Origin of the sequence: Streptomyces sp. NPDC012637 (genome assembly GCF_042954805.1) — a bacterium.
GTDB lineage: Bacteria > Actinomycetota > Actinomycetes > Streptomycetales > Streptomycetaceae > Streptomyces.
Map to the genome: position 1 here is coordinate 610276 of NZ_JBIBDS010000005.1, position 18922 is coordinate 629197.

Here is an 18922-nt window from a genome sequence, read left to right on the forward strand (position 1 = left end):
CCCACCGCCACCGCCACCGCCAGGCGCACGGAGGAAGGGCGACTAGTTCCCCAAGTGCGCCGCCGCGGCGCTGCGTCCGTCCTCGTAGCCGCCTGCCGCAGCGTCCCTTGCCGATTTGTGCGGGCCATTGTCGTAGATTCCTTCCTTCTTCCCCCAGGCGTTCAGGAGGTCGGTCGTGCCGTCCTTGCCGGCCGAGTAGTTGTCGCTCGAATCCTTCTTGGCCTGCTCCTCGGCCGCCTTCTTGATGTCCTCGACCCACTCGTACTTGGCGGTGTCGACGATGGCACCGGCGGCCGAGCCCGCGAACGGAATCTCGCCGACGACGCTGTTGACGCCGTTCGCCGAGTACTCCGCGGTCCTCTCAGCCCACTCGATCTTGTCGTCCCTCTTGTCGATGTAGACATCGGCGCCGATCCCGTTGAGGGCGCCCAGCGCACCTCCGACGTGCTTCGCCCGGTGGTCCCAGTCGGCACTCTGACCGTGGGTCGCGTCACCCGAGAAGTCGGGAGCTTCGGCGAGCTGCTTGGCGGAGTACGCGCGCTCCGCCTCGTAGATGAGGGCGAAGGAGTCCCCGTCCTCGGCCACTCCTCGCATGACGCGTACGAGGCTTCCCTGCGACACGGCCATGTGTGCGTTGTCGCCGGTTCCGAAGCTGGTCTCCTTGCCCTTGCTGAGGCCGTACTCGGAGTCCTCGCCGTTGAGGATCACATGGGTGTCGTTGACGTAGTCCGCGAGGGCATGCGCCATCGGCTTCTGGAGGTTCGTCAGGTCCTCCGGGAACTTGCCCTCGTCCAGCGCGGAGTCGAGGTACTGGACGGAGTGGTGCATGACCCGCGCCTGGCCCTCGGTGTGCGCTCCGACCTCGCCGAGCTTCTCGCCGGGGGCGTGCCCCGTCGCCGCCGCCTGGATCGCGGCCCCCAGGCCCGAGGCCTTGTTCGGGTTGTCCATGTCCATCGGGGGCCCGTAAGCCGACGACATCCAGGGATCGACCCATTTCCGGTCCGTGAGCAGGTACTTCAGGTGCTCGTTCTCGTTGCCCGGCGCCTTGGGGTCGAGGAAGTACTCCGCGTCGGACGGGTCCTTGCTCATGATCTTGAGCAGGCCGTCCAGGGGGTCGTGCATCAGGTTGGGACGCTGACCGTCGAAGGCGTGCGCCCAGATGTTCTCCTTGTCCTTCTCGACCCGGATCATGTCGGTGCCGATCTCGTTGAGGAACTCCTTGCCGTAATCGGCGTTCCCCTGCGACATCAGCGTGACCAGGTGCTGGTACCCGTGCGACGGCCTCAGGTTGCCCGTGAGGTTGTCGTCGCCCAGTTCCTTCAGCCCGTCCACGAACGGCCGGTACGCGTAGCCGTTCGGGTCCTTCGTGCCGGAGGCGATCGTGTCCGCCAGGCCCGTCTGGATCGACTCGTAGAGCTTCTTCTGGTCGGCGGGTATGCCCCGCTCGTTCGCCGCCAGGTTCATCGTGTCGGCGATCTTCAGTGCGTCCTTCGGCCCGAGGGCGTGCAGGTACGCCTCGCTGAAGTGCTTGTCGCCCGAGTTCTTCGCCAGGATGTCGCGGTAGTGCGCCAGCTCCTCCTTCGAGGCCTTGCCGTCTCGGACCTTGTCCGAGAGCGCCAGCGCCTCGACCGCCTCGACGTCGCCGACCGGCTTGGAGTTGAAGCCGAACATCGCCGTGCCGTCGGCGCCGGAGGCGTTGAGCAGGGCGACCTTGACGTCCGCGTCGTACTCCGTGACCGCCTTCACCGCGTCGTTGATCTTGCGCGTGTACGACATCTCCACTTCCCGCAGGTCCGGGTCGTGGCGAATCGTGTACGCCTCCTGCTGGCTGACCTTGCTGAAGTCGTAGCTCGCGTTGCCGGACTCGTTGACCTTCATGCCGGCCGCTGTCGCCTCGTCGACCGCGGTCTTCACCCGGCCCTTGAGCTCGGTGAAGGTGCCGTGCGCGTCCCGCAGCAGTGACTCCATGGCCAGTGCTTCCTTCTGGGCCGCGTCGAGCTCGTTGCGGGTGATCCCGAAGTTCTGCGCGCTGAACTGCTGGGCCTGGCCGGTCCAGAGGGGGTTCTTGGTGGCGACGCTCTCGACCTCCTTCTCGTAGAGGTCCTCGACCTTCTTGAGCTTCTCCGCCATGCTCTTCCAGCCGTCGGCGGCGGTGCTCAGCTTGCCCAGGTCGGTCTGCATGATCTCCTGGTACGTCGGCATCGCGATTCCCCCTAGATTCCCGAGACCTTGGACTGCGTCGGGGCGAAGCTGTACCCCGTCGTCAGGTCGTTGTTCTGGAACAGCGTGCCGGTGTTCCGCAGCGCGCTCTTCTCCGACTCGAGGCGTGCGTTCAGCCGCTTCACCTGGCTGTCCCAGTGCTCGTGGGCCTTCTTCAGGCCGGCTGAGGTGTCCCAGCCCTTCAGCTCCGTCACCGCGCCGTTGGTGCCCTCGTCCGCCGCGTCAGCGGCCGACTTCAGGTCCGGCTGGATCTGGGTCTCGATGGTGTTCGCGGCTGCCTTCTTCTTGGCGGGCGAGGTCGCCAGGTCGGGCTGGCCGCCGCCCCCGCCCTGGTCCGCAGGCAGCTGGTTGAGCTGCATGCTCGTCACCTGACGTTCCATGACAGAACTCTTCTGCTGTGCCCACTCGTCGTCGAACGACATGGTTTCCCCCTGGCTGGCCTCGGGCTGGGTTACGGCGATGTTTGCATTTCTGAAGTGCTCACGTCCAACGACAACGCCCAGGGCCGGCTTCGGAGCACGAATCCGCAGCCGGCCCTGGGTGGCACAGGCCTCACCTTTCCGGCATCCGCCCCGTCTGCACCAGCGAAGCCTGTCCCCGCCGCGACACGAACAGGCCGCGGCCCGCCGGCATCGGCCGGGGACGGGCGTTGCCGAGCAGGTCGCCCTCCGAGGGGTCGCCGGAGAGCACCACGCCCTGCGCGCCCAGTTCCTTGATGCGCTGCATGAACGACTCGTACATGGAGCGCGAGGCGCCCGCGCTGTTGCGCGCGATGATGAACCGCACGCCCGTGTCACGGGCGAAGGGCAGGTACTCCGCGAGCGGCGCGAGCGGGTTGCCGGCGCTCGTCGCCACCAGGTCGTAGTCGTCGACGATGATGAAGACCTGCGGCCCCGACCACCAGCTGCGGTCCCGCAGCTGCTGCGGCGTCACGTCCTGCGGCGGCTGGCGCCGCGCGAAGACTCCCGACAGCGCCTCCATGTGCATCTGCATGGAGCTCGCCATCGGCGCGTACTCCAGCAGGTGCTCCTCGGGCAGGCTGCCGAGCAGCGCCCGCCGGTAGTCGCCGACGACCAGCTTCGCCTCGTCGGGGGAGTAGCGCTCGCCGATCTGCTTGGCGATGAGCCGCAGCAGGTTCGTCTTGCCGGACTCGCTCTCGCCGAAGATCAGGAAGAACGGGTCGGTCTCGAAGTTGACGAACACCGGCTCCAGGCGCGTCTCGTCGATGCCGATCGCGATGCCGTGCTGCGGGAACTCGAAGCCCTTCGGCAGCTGTTCCGCCGGCAGCTTGTGCGGCAGCAGTCGCACCGCGGGCGCCCCCGGACGGCCCTGCCAGGCGTTCCGCACGGCCTCCACGAACGCCGTCGTGCCCGCCGCGAGGTCGTCCGACGAGCTCGACCCGTCGATCCGCGGCAGCGCGCCCATGAAGTGCAGCTTCTCCGGCACCTGGCCGCGGCCGGGCACACCGGTGGGCACGTTCGCCGCCACCTTGCGGTCGAACTCGGAGTCCATGACGTCACCGAGCCGCAGCTCGAGCCGGCCCAGCATCTGGTCCTTGAGCGCCGCCCGGACCTCCATGTAGCGGGCCGCGGTGATCACGACGTGGATGCCGTAGCCGAGACCGCGCGCCGCGAGGTCGGCGACCGGCGCCTCCATGCCCTCGTACTCGTTGCGGAAACCGCCCCAGCCGTCGATGACCAGGAACACGTCGCCCCACGGCTCGTTCGGCAGCTCGCCCGCCGCCCGCTTGCGCCGGTAGGTCGCCATCGAGTCGATGTTGTGGGCGCGGAAGAACTCCTCCCGCCGGTTGAGCACACCGAGCACCTCGGCCACCGTGCGCCGCACCCGCTCCGGGTCCAGACGCGAGGCCACCCCGCCGACGTGCGGCAGCTCGGCCAGCGACGACATGCCGCCGCCACCGAAGTCCAGGCAGTAGAACTGCACCTCGGCCGGGGTGTGGGTGAGCGCGAACGACGAGATCAGCGTCCGCATCAGGGTCGACTTGCCGGACTGCGGACCGCCGACCACCATCATGTGGCCCGCCGCGCCGGAGAAGTCCCGGTACAGCACCTCACGCCGCTGCTCGAACGGCTTGTCGATGAGACCCAGCGGCACCGTGAGCCCGCCCGGGCGGGTGTACTCGGTCGCCGTGAGACCCCGGTCCGCGGTCTGCGCGAGCCCGGGCAGCAGCTGGTCGAGCGAGGGCGCCTGGTCCAGCGGCGGCAGCCACACCTGATGCGCCGGCACGCCCTGGCCCTCCAGGCGCCGCACGATCACGTCGAGGACGGTGTCCGCGAGCGCGTCGTCGTCCTCGTTCCGCTGCGCCGTCAGATACGCCGGGTCCGGCGCCGCGTACACCACGGGCACGGGCGACGCCGTGAACAGCGCGGGCCGCCGCTCGATCGGCATGCTCCCCGCCTCCAGCCGCGGGCCGCCCGTACGGTACGTGCCGGAGACGTACGCCGCCTTGAAACGGGTCATCTCGTCCGTGCCGAACTTCAGGTAGCCCGAACCCGGCACCGACGGCAGGTGGTAGGCGTCCGGCACACCGATCGCGGTGCGCGACTCGGCCGCCGAGAAGGTCCGCAGACCGATCCGGTACGACAGGTACGTGTCCAGGCCGCGCAGCTTGCCCTCCTCCAGGCGCTGCGAGGCCAGGAGCAGGTGCACGCCCAGCGAACGGCCGATGCGGCCGATCTGGATGAACATGTCGATGAAGTCGGGCTTGGCGGTGAGCAGCTCGCTGAACTCGTCGATGACCAGGACCAGCGAGGCCAGCGGCTCCAGCGGCGCACCGGCCGCCCGCGCCTTCTCGTAGTCGTGGATGTTGGCGTAGTTGCCCGCCGAACGCAGCAGCTCCTGGCGCCGCTGGAGCTCGCCGCGGATCGCGTCGCCCATGCGGTCGACCAGTGTCAGGTCGTCGGAGAGGTTGGTGATGACGGCCGCCACGTGCGGCATCTGCGACATGCCCGCGAAGGTCGCGCCGCCCTTGAAGTCCGCGAGGACGAAGTTCAGCGTCTCCGAGGAGTGCGTCACCGCGAGGCCGAGCACCAGCGTGCGCAGCAGCTCCGACTTTCCGGAACCGGTCGCGCCCACGCACAGGCCGTGCGGGCCCATGCCCTCCTGCGCGGCCTCCTTGAGGTCGAGCATGACCGGCTGGCCGTCCTCGCCGACGCCGATCGGGACCCGGAGGCGTTCCGCGACCGAGCGCGGCCGCCAGGTGCGCGCCACGTCCACCGAGGCCGCGTCACCCAGGTTCAGCAGGTCGGTGAAGTCCAGGTTGGCGAGCAGCGGCTCGTCGTCGTCCCCGCCGCCCATCCGCAGCGGTGCCAGCTGCCGGGCCAGCGCCTCCGCGGCCGGCAGCGACATGACGTCCGGCACGCCCTCGTACGCGAACCCGCCGCCCGACTCCAGGCGCAGCCGCCCCGGCCGTACGACCACGGAGAGACCGCCGCGCGGCTCGTCGAGCTCACCGGAGACCACCTCGACGATGGTCACGCCCTGCAGGCCCTCGGCCGCCGCGAACAGCGAGTCCGGCGGCACCATCCCGCCGTCCAGGACCACCACGACGTGCGGCTGGTCCAGGACCGGCTGGTTGTCCCGGCTGAACCGGGGCCGGCCGTCCAGCTTCGAGCGGATCAGCTGCTCCAGCTCGCCCAGGTCGTCGCCGAACAGGCGCTTCGTGCCCGCCCCGTCGACCGTGCCCGGCACCTGGGTGTGCGGCAGCCACTTCGTCCAGTCCCAGCGCTCCTGCGCGCCCCGCGCCGCCACCACGGCCAGCATCAGGTCGTCGGGGGAGTGCAGGGTCACCAGCTGCGCCACCAGGCCGCGTGCCGCGGACTGTGCCGCCTCCGGGTCGCCGGAGACCGTCACGTGGTAGAAGGCCCGCAGCGAGACCGCCATCGGCAGCCCGTCCAGGGTGCCGTGCACCGCGAGGAACTGCTGCATGGCGCCCGCGCACAGTGGCTCCAGCTCGTCCACCGGCGCCGTGTCGGGCGCCACGAGCGGCGTCGCCAACTGCTGGGCGCCGAGCCCGACTCGGGCCTGCGCGAAGTCGTGGTCGCCGACCCGGCGCTCCCAGAGCCGCGAGCCCTCCGCGACCACCGACCACAACTGCTCGGGCGCAGGGTGCAGATACAGCTGAGCGTCCCGCTGCTTGCGCGCGGTGCGCCGGACCGTACGCCGGGTCTGCGCGAGGTATTTGAGGTAGTCACGCCGGACATCGGCCATTTGCCCCTGCGACCCCTTGCGGAATCTGACGAACTGGGCGATCGCCATGCCGACCGTCGACGCCAGCATCAGCGTGCCCATGATCCGCATGATCGGGGACGGCGTCATGAAGAAGAACACGACGGACGAGCCCATGCCGAGCATCGGCAGGAGCTGCATCAGCGCCGACTCCTGCTGTCCCCGCGGCAGTTCCGGCGGAGACTCCAGGACCAGTTCCTCACCGGGTACTTCCGGAGGAAGGGACCTCGGCGGGCGTTTGACGACGATCTGGCTCACCGGCGCATCAATCCCTCGTTACGGGCGGGCTCGTGGAGGAACTTCCGCACCGGCGCCCCCGTCGGCTGTGTTCCATGCGGACTCCCCCGTGAGTGCAGGATCCTACTTGCAGCCACCCGAGCCGGTCCCCGGTAGGGTGTCGCCGCACCGTGCGCAACCGCGAATCAGGGGGTCCAGACACGTGAGTACGACCGCAGCGACCGGCTTCTGCCGCGTCACCGTCGTGGCGCCGGACAGCCGCATCGACGTCGCACTCCCCGAGGACATCGCCGTCGCCGACGTCTACCCGGAGATCCTCCGGCTCACCGGGCAGACCCAGCCGGCCGGCGCCCCCACCGGCTACCACCTGGTCCGCCGGGACGGCACCGTCCTCGACGGCGCCCGCACCCTCGCCGCCCAGCAGGTCCTCGACGGCGAGGTGCTCTCGCTGCGCCCCTTCGCGCAGTCCCTGCCGCCCGCCGTCTACGACGACGTCTCCGACGCCGTCGCCTCCGCCGTCACCCGTGACCGGCACCTGTGGAGCGACGAACTGCTGCGCGGCGCCGGACTCGTCGGCGGCGTCCTGCTGCTCGTGCTCATGGGCTTCGTGCTGTGGTTCGCCGACCCGGTCCGCCACGACATGCACAGCCTGCCCGGCGTCATCGCCGGCGGGGCCGGCGTGCTGCTGACCGCGTTCGCGGGCGTCCGTGCCCGGGTCTACGGCGACCGCGCCACCGCCGTCGCGCTCGGTCTGGGCGCGCTGCCGCTGCTGCTGATCGCCGGCTCCGGCATCCTCGCGCCCGACGCCGGCCAGGGACCGGGCAGGCTCCAGTTCCTGCTTGGCTGCGTCACCGTCCTGGTCGCCTCCGTCACGCTGGTCGCCCTCACCCCGAGCGGCGACGCACCGTTCGTGGCCGCGACCTTCCTGGCCACCGTCGGCACCCTCGCCACCTTCGTCGCGATCCTCACCGAGGCCTCGGCCACCCAGACCGCCGCCGTGTGCGTGCCCGTCGCCATCGGCCTGGTCGCGTTCCTGCCCGGGCTCTCCGCCCGCTTCGCCCGGCTGCCCATCGGCTACGCCTCCCCGCGCAGCGCCGCCGACGACGAGTTCCTCGCCGACCCGCACCAGCCGGCCCAGGAGGCGCAGCCCGTCGACGGCGAGCGCATCGCGCTCCAGGCCCGCCGCGGCCACGAGATGCTCCTCGGCCTGGTGGCCGGCTGCGCCGCGGTCGTCGTCGGCTCCAGCGCGGTCCTCGGATTCGCCGGGAACACCTGGGGCCAGCTGCTCGCCCTCGCCGCGGGCCTCGCGATGCTGCTGCGCGCCCGGCTCTTCCGCTACACCTCGCAGGTCGCCTCCGTCCTGGTGGCCGGTCTCGCCGCCATCGCCCTGCTGGTCCTCGGCCTCTCCCTGAACCCGCCGGTCGACCTGGTCAAGGACCTCCTGATGTACGGGGACCGCGGCGGCCTCGACATCCGTACGATCTGGCTGACCGCGGCCGTCGCCGCCGGCGCCGCCCTGGTCACCGCGATCGGCCTGATCATCCCGAGGAAGGGCCTCTCGCCCTTCTGGGGCCGGCTGCTCGACCTCACCGAGGGCTTCGTGCTGCTCTCCCTGGTCCCGCTGTGCCTCGCCGTCCTCGACGTGTTCATGCGGGCCCGCTCGCTCACCGGCTGAGCCCCGGGCGGCCCGAGGGTGACGTCGGAGTCCCTGAGGTCACCTGGTACGCTGTGTGACGGCCGTTTGTGTACGCGCTTCCGGAAAACCACGGGCATCCCGTGAACGTCGGGAAGCAGCGCTCATCGGACCTTCGCTCGCGAGTCATGGAAGTTTCCCCTGAGACCAAGACCAGGGGCACTCGTGGGCGCACGAACCAAGAGGAGATCCGCGTGGCTCTCGACGCCGCCGTCAAGAAGCAGATCATGGCCGACTTCGGCACCAAGGAGGGCGACACCGGCTCCCCCGAGGTCCAGGTCGCGATGCTGTCCCGCCGCATCTCGGACCTGACCGAGCACCTCAAGACCCACAAGCACGACCACCACTCCCGTCGTGGTCTGCTCATCCTGGTCGGTCAGCGCCGCCGTCTGCTGCAGTACCTGGCCAAGAAGGACATCCAGCGCTTCCGTACGCTGGTCGACCGCCTCGGCATCCGCCGCGGTGCGGCCGGCGGCGCCAAGTAAGACGCTGTGAAGGGAGCGGTTCCCACTTTCAGGGGGCCGCTCCCTTTGCTGTACGTGCGCGATGTGCCCACCGGCACTTAGTCTGGTCACACAACGCCACATCAGCGCGCGAGAAGCAGCCGGCACGCCGCCGGTCCTCGGTAGTGGCCCCCGGACCCTCATCGTTCCCGGGAGCTTCGATCGAAGACCGGCCCGCCACGACACCGCTTCTCCCGCACCGCCCCGGGCCACACGGGCCCCTGGGCGCAAAGACGAAACGTAGGAGAAACCGCTAGTGGAGAACGAGACCCACTACGCCGAGGCCGTCATCGACAACGGCTCCTTCGGCACCCGCACCATCCGCTTCGAGACCGGCCGCCTCGCCAAGCAGGCCGCCGGCTCCGCCGTCGCCTACCTCGACGACGACACCATGGTCCTCTCGGCGACCACCGCCTCGAAGAAGCCCAAGGACCAGCTGGACTTCTTCCCCCTGACGGTCGACGTCGAGGAGCGGATGTACGCGGCCGGCAAGATCCCCGGCTCCTTCTTCCGCCGTGAGGGCCGGCCCTCCGAGGACGCGATCCTCACCTGCCGCCTGATCGACCGCCCGCTGCGCCCGTCCTTCAAGAAGGGCCTGCGCAACGAGATCCAGGTCGTCGCCACGATCATGGCGCTCAACCCCGACCACCTGTACGACGTCGTCGCGATCAACGCCGCGTCCGCGTCCACCCAGCTGGCCGGCCTGCCCTTCTCCGGCCCGATCGGCGGCGTCCGCGTCGCCCTGATCAAGGGCCAGTGGGTCGCGTTCCCGACGCACACCGAGCTCGAGGACGCCGTCTTCGACATGGTCGTCGCGGGCCGCGTCCTGGAGGACGGCGACGTCGCGATCATGATGGTCGAGGCCGAGGCCACCGAGAAGACCATCGCCCTCGTCAAGGACGGTGCCGAGGCGCCGACCGAGGAGATCGTCGCCGCGGGCCTCGACGCCGCGAAGCCGTTCATCAAGGTCCTCTGCAAGGCCCAGGCCGACCTGGCCGCCAAGGCCGCCAAGCCCGAGGGCGAGTTCCCGGTCTTCCTGGACTACCAGGACGACGTGTACGAGGCCCTCGCGGCCGCCGTCAAGGGCGAGCTCTCCCAGGCGCTGACCATCGCGGGCAAGCAGGACCGCGAGGCCGAGCTGGACCGCGTCAAGGAGCTGGCCGCCGAGAAGCTCCTCCCGGCCTTCGAGGGCCGCGAGAAGGAGATCTCCGCCGCCTACCGCAGCCTGACCAAGGCCCTGGTCCGCGAGCGCGTCATCAAGGACAAGGTCCGCATCGACGGCCGCGGCGTCACGGACATCCGTACGCTCGCCGCCGAGGTCGAGGCCATCCCGCGCGTGCACGGCTCCGCCCTCTTCGAGCGTGGCGAGACCCAGATCCTGGGCATCACCACCCTCAACATGCTCCGCATGGAGCAGCAGCTGGACACCCTCTCCCCGGTGACCCGCAAGCGCTACATGCACAACTACAACTTCCCGCCGTACTCCGTCGGTGAGACCGGCCGCGTCGGTTCGCCGAAGCGCCGCGAGATCGGCCACGGCGCGCTCGCCGAGCGCGCGATCGTGCCGGTCCTGCCGACCCGCGAGGAGTTCCCGTACGCGATCCGTCAGGTGTCCGAGGCCCTCGGCTCCAACGGCTCGACGTCCATGGGCTCGGTCTGCGCCTCCACCATGTCGCTGCTGAACGCCGGTGTGCCCCTCAAGGCCCCCGTCGCCGGTATCGCCATGGGCCTGATCTCCCAGGAGATCAACGGCGAGACGCACTACGTCGCCCTCACCGACATCCTCGGTGCGGAGGACGCCTTCGGCGACATGGACTTCAAGGTCGCCGGTACGAAGGAGTTCGTCACCGCCCTCCAGCTCGACACCAAGCTGGACGGCATCCCAGCCTCCGTCCTGGCCGCGGCCCTCAAGCAGGCCCGTGACGCCCGCCTCCACATCCTCGACGTGATGATGGAAGCGATCGACACCCCGGACGAGATGTCCCCCAACGCCCCGCGGATCATCACCGTGAAGATCCCCGTGGACAAGATCGGCGAGGTCATCGGCCCCAAGGGCAAGATGATCAACCAGATCCAGGAGGACACCGGCGCCGAGATCACGATCGAGGACGACGGCACCATCTACATCGGTGCCGCCGACGGCCCGGCCGCCGAGGCCGCCCGCGCCACGATCAACGGCATCGCCAACCCGACCATGCCGGAGGTCGGCGAGCGCTACCTGGGTACGGTCGTCAAGACGACCACCTTCGGTGCCTTCGTCTCCCTGCTCCCGGGCAAGGACGGCCTGCTGCACATCTCGCAGATCCGCAAGCTCGCCGGTGGCAAGCGCGTGGAGAACGTCGAGGACGTGCTCGCGATCGGCTCCAAGGTCCAGGTCGAGATCGCCGAGATCGACCAGCGCGGCAAGCTCTCCCTCATCCCCGTGATCGAGGGCGAGGACGAGGCGAAGGACGACACCGACCAGTGACGTCCCGCAGTTCCGCGACGACGGCCCGCCCCTCTTCCGAGGGGCGGGCCGTCGCCCGTACCCAAACGCTTCTTCCGGGCAGGGACGGCATCGGCACCGTCCGCCGCACCACCCTCCCCGGCGGCCTCCGCATCGTCACCGAGACCCTGCCCTCGGTGCGCTCAGCCACCTTCGGCATCTGGGCGCACGTCGGCTCCCGTGACGAGACCCCGGCGCTCAACGGCGCCACCCACTACCTGGAGCACCTCCTCTTCAAGGGCACCCACAAGCGGTCCGCCCTCGACATCTCCGCCGCGATCGACGCGGTCGGCGGCGAGATGAACGCCTTCACGGCGAAGGAGTACACCTGCTACTACGCCCGGGTCCTCGACACCGACCTGCCGCTGGCGATCGACGTCGTCTGCGACATGCTCACGGGCTCGCTCATCCTCGACTCCGACGTGGACGCCGAGCGCGGCGTCATCCTCGAGGAGATCGCGATGACCGAGGACGACCCCGGCGACGTCGTGCACGACCTGTTCGCGCAGACCATGTTCGGCGACACCCCGCTGGGCCGCCCGGTCCTCGGCACCGTCGACACGATCAACGCGCTCACCCGTGACCAGGTCGCCCGCTTCTACAAGAAGCACTACGACCCCACCCACCTGGTCGTCGCCGCCGCCGGCAACGTCGACCACGCCACGGTGGTACGGCAGGTCCGCCGCGCCTTCGAGAAGGCCGGCGCCCTCACCCGTACGGACGCCCGCCCGGTCGCCCCGCGCGACGGCAGGCGCACCATCCGCACGGCGGGCCGGGTCGAGCTGCTCGGCCGCAGGACCGAGCAGGCCCACGTCGTCCTCGGCATGCCGGGCCTGGCCCGCACCGACGAGCGCCGCTGGGCGCTCGGCGTGCTGAACACCGCCCTCGGCGGTGGCATGTCCTCCCGCCTCTTCCAGGAGGTCCGGGAGAAGCGCGGCCTGGCCTACAGCGTGTACTCGTACACCTCGGGCTTCGCCGACTGCGGTCTCTTCGGCGTGTACGCGGGCTGCCGGCCCAGCCAGGTCCACGACGTGCTGGGGATCTGCCGGGACGAGCTCGACAAGGTCGCCGCCGACGGACTCACCGACGACGAGATCGCCCGCGCCATCGGTCAGCTCTCCGGCTCGACCGTCCTCGGCCTGGAGGACACCGGCGCGCTGATGAACCGCATCGGCAAGAGCGAGCTGTGCTGGGGTGCCCAGATGTCGGTCGACGACATGCTGGCCAGGATCGCCGCCGTCACGCCCGACGACGTGCGGGACGTGGCACGCGACGTCCTGGCGCAGCGGCCCTCGCTCTCGGTGATAGGCCCGCTGAAGGAAAAGCAGGCGGCTCGCCTCCACGAAGCCGTGTCGTGATCCCCGAGTCCCTCGAGTACGAGTAAGGAAGTGCAATGAGCAAGCTGCGCGTGGCGGTCCTCGGAGCCCAGGGCCGGATCGGCTCCGAGGCGGTCAAGGCCGTCGAGGCCGCCGAGGACATGGAACTGGTCGCGACCCTCGGTCGCGGCGACAAGCTGGAGACGCTCGTCGAAGCGGACGCCCAGGTCGCCGTCGAGCTGACCACCCCCGCCTCGGTCATGGGCAACCTCGACTTCTGCGTGCGCCACGGCATCCACGCGGTCGTCGGGACCACCGGCTGGACCGAGGAGCGCCTCGCGCAGCTGAACGGCTGGCTCGCGCAGTCCCCGGAGACCGGCGTCCTGATCGCCCCGAACTTCTCCATCGGCGCGGTCCTCACCATGAAGTTCGCGCAGATCGCGGCCCCGTACTTCGAGTCGGTCGAGGTCGTCGAGCTGCACCATCCGCACAAGGTGGACGCCCCTTCCGGCACCGCCACCCGTACGGCCCAGCTGATCGCCAAGGCCCGGGCCGAGGCCGGCCTCGGCGCCCAGCCGGACGCCACGACGACCGGGGTGGACGGGGCGCGCGGCGCCGACATCGACGGGGTCCGGGTCCACGCGGTGCGTCTGGCGGGCCTGCTCGCCCACCAGGAGGTGCTGCTCGGCGGCGAGGGCGAGACCCTCACCGTGCGCCACGACTCCCTGCACCACTCCAGCTTCATGCCGGGCATCCTGCTCGGCGCCCGCCGCGTCGTGACCACCCCGGGCCTCACCTTCGGCCTGGAACACTTCCTGGACCTGGGCTGACGGTCATGGGTGGAAAGATCACGTACGTCTTCCTCGCCACCGTCCTCGTGCTCGTCTTCGGGGTGGTGGGGATGGAAGGCGTGCTGCTCCTGCTGACCGGCGAGCCGGCGGCGATGGGCATGGGCGCGGTGGCGTTCCTGCTGCCGCTGGTCGGCGGCTGGTTCCTGTGGAAGAACACCCGCTTCGCGCGTCTGGCGAACCGCCTGGCCGCGGAGCTGGAGGCCGAGGGCGGGCTGCCCGTCGACGACCTGAAGCGCACGCAGGGCGGCCGTATCGACCGCGACTCGGCCGACGAGGTCTTCGCCCGGCGCAAGGCCGAGACGGAGGACTCGCCGGACGACTGGCGCTGCTGGTTCCGGCTCGCGGTGGCCTACCACGACGCCCGCGACACCCCGCGCGCACGCAAGGCGATGCAGCGCGCGATCGCCCTGCATTCGGCGGGCTGACGAGCGGGGCCTGTCCGGCCCCGGTCCGACGGATGGGCCTGTGGCGTGTCTTCCGGATCCTGCCGGCGTCCCGGCGCGACCCGAAAGACACGCCTCAGCGCGCTCCGGCGTACTCCGCGTTCCAGGCCTCGATCGTGTCCGCTGCGCGGTCGAAGGCCTCGACGCGGGAGAGGAAGTCGGCGTTGTGATCGGTGAGCAGCGGAGCCTGCTCACCGTTCTGCCGTACGAGGACGAGGGCCTGGCCCTGGACCGTACGGGGGAGTCCCAGCCAGCGCACCGGCTGCTGGACGGTGCGCACGGCGCTCGTCTGCGGCCACGGGACGGTCCTCGTCACGAAGAACCGCACCTGCCGCAGCCCGGCCCGGCTCACCCAGACGCCCATGCGCAGCACGCGCAGCGCGGTGCCGATGATCAGCAGCGCGAGACCGAAGGTGAACAGGGCTCCGCCGGACGCGCCGGCGGCGGCGATGACGACCGCCGCGAGCAGCACGAACGAAGCCAGCAGCAGGGCGAGCGCGGCGATCCCCACCCGCCACGGGCCGGGCCGGTACGGACGACGCCACTGGTCGTGGTCGGCGAACGGCAGGGCGACGTCGGAGATGTCGTCGTCTGCGTCGAAGTCGCGGTCGGCCGTCAGGAAGGGCAGGGGCACGGCAGGTCCTCACTCACAAGCACGTTCGGTGACTGTGCCCGGTGAGGCTACCTCAGCGTCCGTCGGATGCCTCGGACTGATGCCGGTGACCACTCGCGTCCCCTGGCTCCAGGGAGGGCATGCCGAGCACGAGGGAGCCGACGAGGCCGGCGACGACGGTGAGTCCCAGCAGCGCACGGCCGAGGATCTGGGACGCGGTGGGACGCTCGCGGGGCGGGGGAGTGACGTTACTGCGGAAGCGGTCGGACTCCGCGACGAACGCGAACGGTACGGCCTCTCGGGGGGTGCCTCCCTGCGAAGCATGGGGGAGGAACATCAGGGTCACTCTCCTCGGGCTGGTGCTGAACGTGTGTGTCACCGGTAGAGACGAGTGGAACGAGGATTTGGTGCCGTTTTTTCATCAAAGCGGCCTAATCTCATCCTGCGGGACGACCTGGAGATGGGTTCGGAGGTCGGCCGGGGGCACGCGCGTGACCTCGTACGTCACGCGGTAACGCACACAAGTACGAAATTCACGTGCGAAGTGTCCGTATTGCGACGTTTCACGAAGTTCATCTAGGCTGATCAAACGGACCCGGCACTGCTTGAACCCCCGAGCAGGCAGTGCCGGGCTCCTCTTATCGCGTCCCCCGAGGGGGCCCCCGGCGCTGAGCAGCGAGTAGCGTGTTACCCATGGCTCCGATCTCCACTCCGCAGACCCCCTTCGGGCGGGTCCTCACCGCCATGGTCACGCCCTTCACGGCGGACGGCGCACTCGACCTCGACGGTGCCCAGCGACTCGCCAGCCACCTCGTGGACGCCGGCAACGACGGCCTGGTGGTCAACGGCACCACTGGCGAGTCCCCCACCACCACCGACGCGGAGAAATCGCAGCTCGTACGGGCCGTACTGGAGGCGGTCGGAGACCGCGCCCACGTCGTCGCCGGCATCGGAACCAACGACACCCACCACACGCTCGAGCTGGCCCGCGCCGCCGAGCGCGACGGCGCACACGGCCTGCTCGCCGTCACGCCGTACTACAACAAGCCCCCGCAGGAGGGCCTCTACCGGCACTTCTCGGCCATCGCCGACGCCACCGAGCTCCCGGTGATGCTCTACGACATCCCCGGCCGCAGCGGTGTCCCGATCGACACCGAGACGATCGTCCGGCTCGCCGAGCACCCGCGGATCGTCGCCAACAAGGACGCCAAGGGCGACCTCGGCCGCGCCAGCTGGGCCATCGCCCGCAGCGGCCTCGCCTGGTACTCCGGGGACGACATGCTCAACCTGCCGCTGCTCTCCGTGGGCGCCTGCGGCTTCGTCTCCGTCGTCGGCCACGTCGTCGCCCCGGAGCTCCGCGCCCTCCTCGACGCGTACCTCGCCGGTGACGTCCAGAAGGCCACCGAGATCCACCAGCGGCTGCTCCCGGTCTTCACCGGCATGTTCCGCACCCAGGGCGTCATGACCACCAAGGCCGCCCTCGCCCTCCAGGGCCTCCCGGCCGGCCCGCTGCGCCTGCCGCTCGTGGAGCTCTCCGACCAGGAGACCGCCCAGCTCAAGATCGATCTCGCCGCCGGCGGGGTACAGATCTGACAACAGACTTCACAACCGAAGATCCGTAACTGAACACGCGTAACTGAACATCCGTATCCGAACACAAACAGCAAGTGCACGAATGTCATGCGCGCCACGTGCCCGAGCCGGTACGTGGCGCGTGTGGTGAGGAGAACCTTTTGAGCCATCCGCATCCTGAACTCGGCGCCCCGCCGAAGCTGCCCCAGGGCGGCCTGCGCGTCACCCCGCTCGGCGGCCTTGGCGAGATCGGCCGGAACATGACGGTCTTCGAGTTCGACGGCCGTCTGCTGATCGTCGACTGCGGCGTCCTCTTCCCCGAGGAGGAGCAGCCGGGCGTCGACCTGATCCTGCCCGACTTCACCACCATCCAGGACCGCCTCGACGACGTCGAGGGCATCGTCCTGACCCACGGCCACGAGGACCACATCGGTGCCGTGCCGTACCTGCTCCGGCTCAAGCCGGACATCCCGCTCATCGGCTCCAAGCTGACCCTCGCCCTCATCGAGGCCAAGCTCCAGGAGCACCGCATCCGCCCCTACACCCTCGAGGTGGCCGAGGGGCACCGCGAGCGGTTCGGCCCCTTCGACTGCGAGTTCATCGCCGTCAACCACTCCATCCCCGACGCCCTGGCCGTCGCCATCCGCACTCCCGCGGGCATGGTCGTCCACACCGGCGACTTCAAGATGGACCAGCTGCCGCTGGACAACCGCCTCACCGACCTGCACGCGTTCGCGCGGCTGAGCGAGGAGGGCATCGACCTCCTGCTCACCGACTCGACGAACGCCGAGGTCCCGGGCTTCACGCCGCACGAGCGCGACATCTCCAGCGTCCTGCGCAACGTGTTCGCCAACGCCCAGAAGCGCATCATCGTGGCCAGCTTCGCCAGCCACGTGCACCGCATCCAGCAGATCCTGGACGCCGCCCACGAGTACGGCCGCCGGGTCGCCTTCGTCGGCCGCTCCATGGTCCGCAACATGGGCATCGCCCGTGACCTGGGCTACCTGCGCGTCCCCGCCGGCCTGGTCGTCGACGTGAAGACCCTCGACGACCTCCCGGACGACGAGATCGTGCTCGTCTGCACGGGCTCGCAGGGCGAGCCCATGGCCGCCCTGTCCCGGATGGCCAACCGCGACCACCAGATCCGGATCGTCCCCGGTGACACCGTGATCCTGGCGTCGTCCCTGATCCCGGGCAACGAGAACGCGGTCTACCGCGTGATCAACGGCCTGACCCGCTGGGGCGCCAACGTGGTCCACAAGGGCAACGCCAAGGTGCACGTCTCGGGCCACGCCTCCGCCGGCGAGCTGCTGTACTTCTACAACATCTGCCGGCCGAAGAACCTCATGCCGGTCCACGGCGAATGGCGCCACCTGCGCGCCAACGCCGAGCTCGGCGCGATGACGGGCATCCCGAAGGACCACATCGTCATCGCCGAGGACGGCGTCGTCGTCGACCTGGTCGACGGCCGGGCCCGCATCACCGGCAAGGTCCAGGCGGGCTACGTGTACGTCGACGGCCTGTCGGTCGGCGACGTCACCGAGAGCTCCCTCAAGGACCGCCGGATCCTCGGCGAGGAGGGCATCATCTCGGTCTTCGTGGTCGTGGACTCCTCCACCGGCAAGATCGTCGGCGGCCCCAACGTCCACGCCCGGGGCTCCGGCATCGAGGACGCCGCCTTCGACGCGGTGCTCCCGAAGATCGACCAGGCCCTGAACAAGTCCGCCCAGGACGGCGTGGTCGAGGCGCACCAGCTCCAGCAGCTGATCCGCCGCACGGTCGGCAAGTGGGTGTCCGACACCTACCGTCGCCGCCCGATGATCCTCCCGGTGGTCGTGGAGGTCTGACGGACCGTCCGCTACGGCCGGGAGGGGGGCGCCTCGATTTGCATCGGGGCGCCCCCCTCCAGTACGTTTACGGCTCCGCCAGAGGGGAAGCCCCGGGCACCGCTGTGTGCCGGGAGGGCGAACCGGGAGGCGGGAAATCCGACTCAGAACTTCTGATAAAGTCGGAACGCGCCGGAAGGCCTCGGAAAGAAGACGAAAGTCGGAAAGCCGGGAACGGAAAGCGAAGAGGAAATCGGATCGAAAACATCTGATAAACTCGAAACCGCCGGAAGGGCCCGGAGCGAAAGCGAAAGGGACCGGAAAGCACCGAGGAAATCGGATCGAAAAGATCTGATAGAGTCGGAAACGCAAGAACGAAGGAAGCGCCCGGAGGAAAGCCCGCGAGGGTGAGTACAAAGGAAGCGTCCGCACCTTGAGAACTCAACAGCGTGCCAAAAATCAACGCCAGATTAGTTGATACCCCGTCCATCTTCGGATGGTCGAGGTTCCTTTGAAAAAGTCCACCCCACGGGGTGGCACACAGCGAGGACGCTGTGAACGGTGAGGACTATTCCTCCGAACCGTTCCGCTCAACGCGAGTGTAGAACCGGATTACCGGTAAACATTCACGGAGAGTTTGATCCTGGCTCAGGACGAACGCTGGCGGCGTGCTTAACACATGCAAGTCGAACGATGAAGCCCTTCGGGGTGGATTAGTGGCGAACGGGTGAGTAACACGTGGGCAATCTGCCCTTCACTCTGGGACAAGCCCTGGAAACGGGGTCTAATACCGGATACGACCTGCCGAGGCATCTCGGCGGGTGGAAAGCTCCGGCGGTGAAGGATGAGCCCGCGGCCTATCAGCTTGTTGGTGAGGTAACGGCTCACCAAGGCGACGACGGGTAGCCGGCCTGA

At 69.4% G+C, this 18922-nt stretch carries 13 protein-coding genes and 1 rRNA gene; 9 read left to right on the forward strand and 5 right to left on the reverse strand.

Translation table 11 applies throughout. The features are described 5' to 3' along the window. Window positions 1-42 precede the first annotated feature (42 nt). The 3 genes from ACFY8W_RS23115 to eccCa form a co-directional block, all read right to left on the reverse strand. Entirely contained in the window at window positions 43-2202 is a 2160-nt protein-coding gene (locus tag ACFY8W_RS23115; RefSeq protein WP_391108203.1) for a hypothetical protein, read from the reverse strand. Between the two features lie 11 nt (window positions 2203-2213). Next, window positions 2214-2642 (reverse strand): hypothetical protein, encoded by a 429-nt coding sequence (locus ACFY8W_RS23120; protein ID WP_391108204.1) that lies wholly within the window; start codon window positions 2640-2642, stop codon window positions 2214-2216. 130 nt (window positions 2643-2772) lie between these two features. Then, entirely contained in the window at window positions 2773-6726 is a 3954-nt protein-coding gene (eccCa, locus tag ACFY8W_RS23125) for a type VII secretion protein EccCa (protein ID WP_391108207.1), read from the reverse strand. A 181-nt stretch (window positions 6727-6907) separates the two neighbouring features. Between eccCa and eccD the strand changes: the two genes are divergently transcribed. The 6 genes from eccD (at window position 6908) to ACFY8W_RS23155 (ending at window position 13978) form a co-directional block, all read left to right on the forward strand. After that, entirely contained in the window at window positions 6908-8380 is a 1473-nt protein-coding gene (gene eccD / locus ACFY8W_RS23130; protein WP_391108210.1) for a type VII secretion integral membrane protein EccD, read from the forward strand. 212 nt (window positions 8381-8592) lie between these two features. After that, window positions 8593-8883, forward strand: coding sequence for a 30S ribosomal protein S15 (rpsO, locus tag ACFY8W_RS23135; protein ID WP_030753991.1), 291 nt, complete (start codon window positions 8593-8595; stop codon window positions 8881-8883). A gap of 274 nt (window positions 8884-9157) precedes the next feature. After that, entirely contained in the window at window positions 9158-11368 is a 2211-nt protein-coding gene (locus tag ACFY8W_RS23140; protein ID WP_391108212.1) for a polyribonucleotide nucleotidyltransferase, read from the forward strand. Continuing rightward, complete coding sequence (locus tag ACFY8W_RS23145; RefSeq protein WP_391108215.1) at window positions 11365-12744, forward strand: insulinase family protein; 1380 nt, start codon at window positions 11365-11367, stop codon at window positions 12742-12744. The genes ACFY8W_RS23140 and ACFY8W_RS23145 overlap by 4 nt, the downstream gene beginning before the upstream one ends. A 35-nt stretch (window positions 12745-12779) precedes the next feature. Further along, window positions 12780-13532, forward strand: a complete 753-nt coding sequence (gene dapB, locus ACFY8W_RS23150) for a 4-hydroxy-tetrahydrodipicolinate reductase (protein WP_365348723.1) — start codon at window positions 12780-12782, stop codon at window positions 13530-13532. Between the two features lie 5 nt (window positions 13533-13537). Then, entirely contained in the window at window positions 13538-13978 is a 441-nt protein-coding gene (locus tag ACFY8W_RS23155; protein ID WP_391108218.1) for a hypothetical protein, read from the forward strand. Window positions 13979-14072: 94 nt separating this feature from the next. Here ACFY8W_RS23155 and ACFY8W_RS23160 read toward each other — a convergent pair whose 3' ends face one another. Together ACFY8W_RS23160 and ACFY8W_RS23165 are read right to left on the reverse strand one after the other, a co-directional pair. Then, the gene (locus tag ACFY8W_RS23160) at window positions 14073-14630 is read right to left on the reverse strand and encodes a hypothetical protein (RefSeq protein ID WP_391108221.1); all 558 of its coding nucleotides are present in this window, start codon (window positions 14628-14630) and stop codon (window positions 14073-14075) included. A gap of 52 nt (window positions 14631-14682) precedes the next feature. Beyond that, a complete protein-coding gene (locus tag ACFY8W_RS23165; RefSeq protein ID WP_391108224.1) occupies window positions 14683-14946 on the reverse strand; it encodes a hypothetical protein in 264 nt (87 codons plus the stop codon). 356 nt (window positions 14947-15302) lie between these two features. On the opposite strand from ACFY8W_RS23165, the gene dapA reads away from it, so the two are divergent. The 3 genes from dapA to ACFY8W_RS23180 form a co-directional block, all read left to right on the forward strand. Further along, window positions 15303-16202, forward strand: coding sequence for a 4-hydroxy-tetrahydrodipicolinate synthase (gene dapA / locus ACFY8W_RS23170; RefSeq protein ID WP_391108225.1), 900 nt, complete (start codon window positions 15303-15305; stop codon window positions 16200-16202). Between the two features lie 140 nt (window positions 16203-16342). Continuing rightward, complete coding sequence (locus tag ACFY8W_RS23175; RefSeq protein ID WP_391108228.1) at window positions 16343-18028, forward strand: RNase J family beta-CASP ribonuclease; 1686 nt, start codon at window positions 16343-16345, stop codon at window positions 18026-18028. Between the two features lie 604 nt (window positions 18029-18632). Then, window positions 18633-18922: ribosomal RNA gene (locus tag ACFY8W_RS23180) — 16S ribosomal RNA — on the forward strand; the annotation flags it as partial.

Bases quoted from the DNA above. Each gene is read 5' to 3' on its own strand.
- ACFY8W_RS23120 (WP_391108204.1), bottom strand. From the start codon at position 2,642: ATGTCGTTCGACGACGAGTGGGCACAGCAGAAGAGTTCTGTCATGGAA.
- dapA (WP_391108225.1), top strand. From the start codon at position 15,303: ATGGCTCCGATCTCCACTCCGCAGACCCCCTTCGGGCGGGTCCTCACC.
- ACFY8W_RS23115 (WP_391108203.1), bottom strand. From the start codon at position 2,202: ATGCCGACGTACCAGGAGATCATGCAGACCGACCTGGGCAAGCTGAGC.
- ACFY8W_RS23165 (WP_391108224.1), bottom strand. From the start codon at position 14,946: ATGTTCCTCCCCCATGCTTCGCAGGGAGGCACCCCCCGAGAGGCCGTA.
- dapB (WP_365348723.1), top strand. From the start codon at position 12,780: ATGAGCAAGCTGCGCGTGGCGGTCCTCGGAGCCCAGGGCCGGATCGGC.
- ACFY8W_RS23155 (WP_391108218.1), top strand. From the start codon at position 13,538: ATGGGTGGAAAGATCACGTACGTCTTCCTCGCCACCGTCCTCGTGCTC.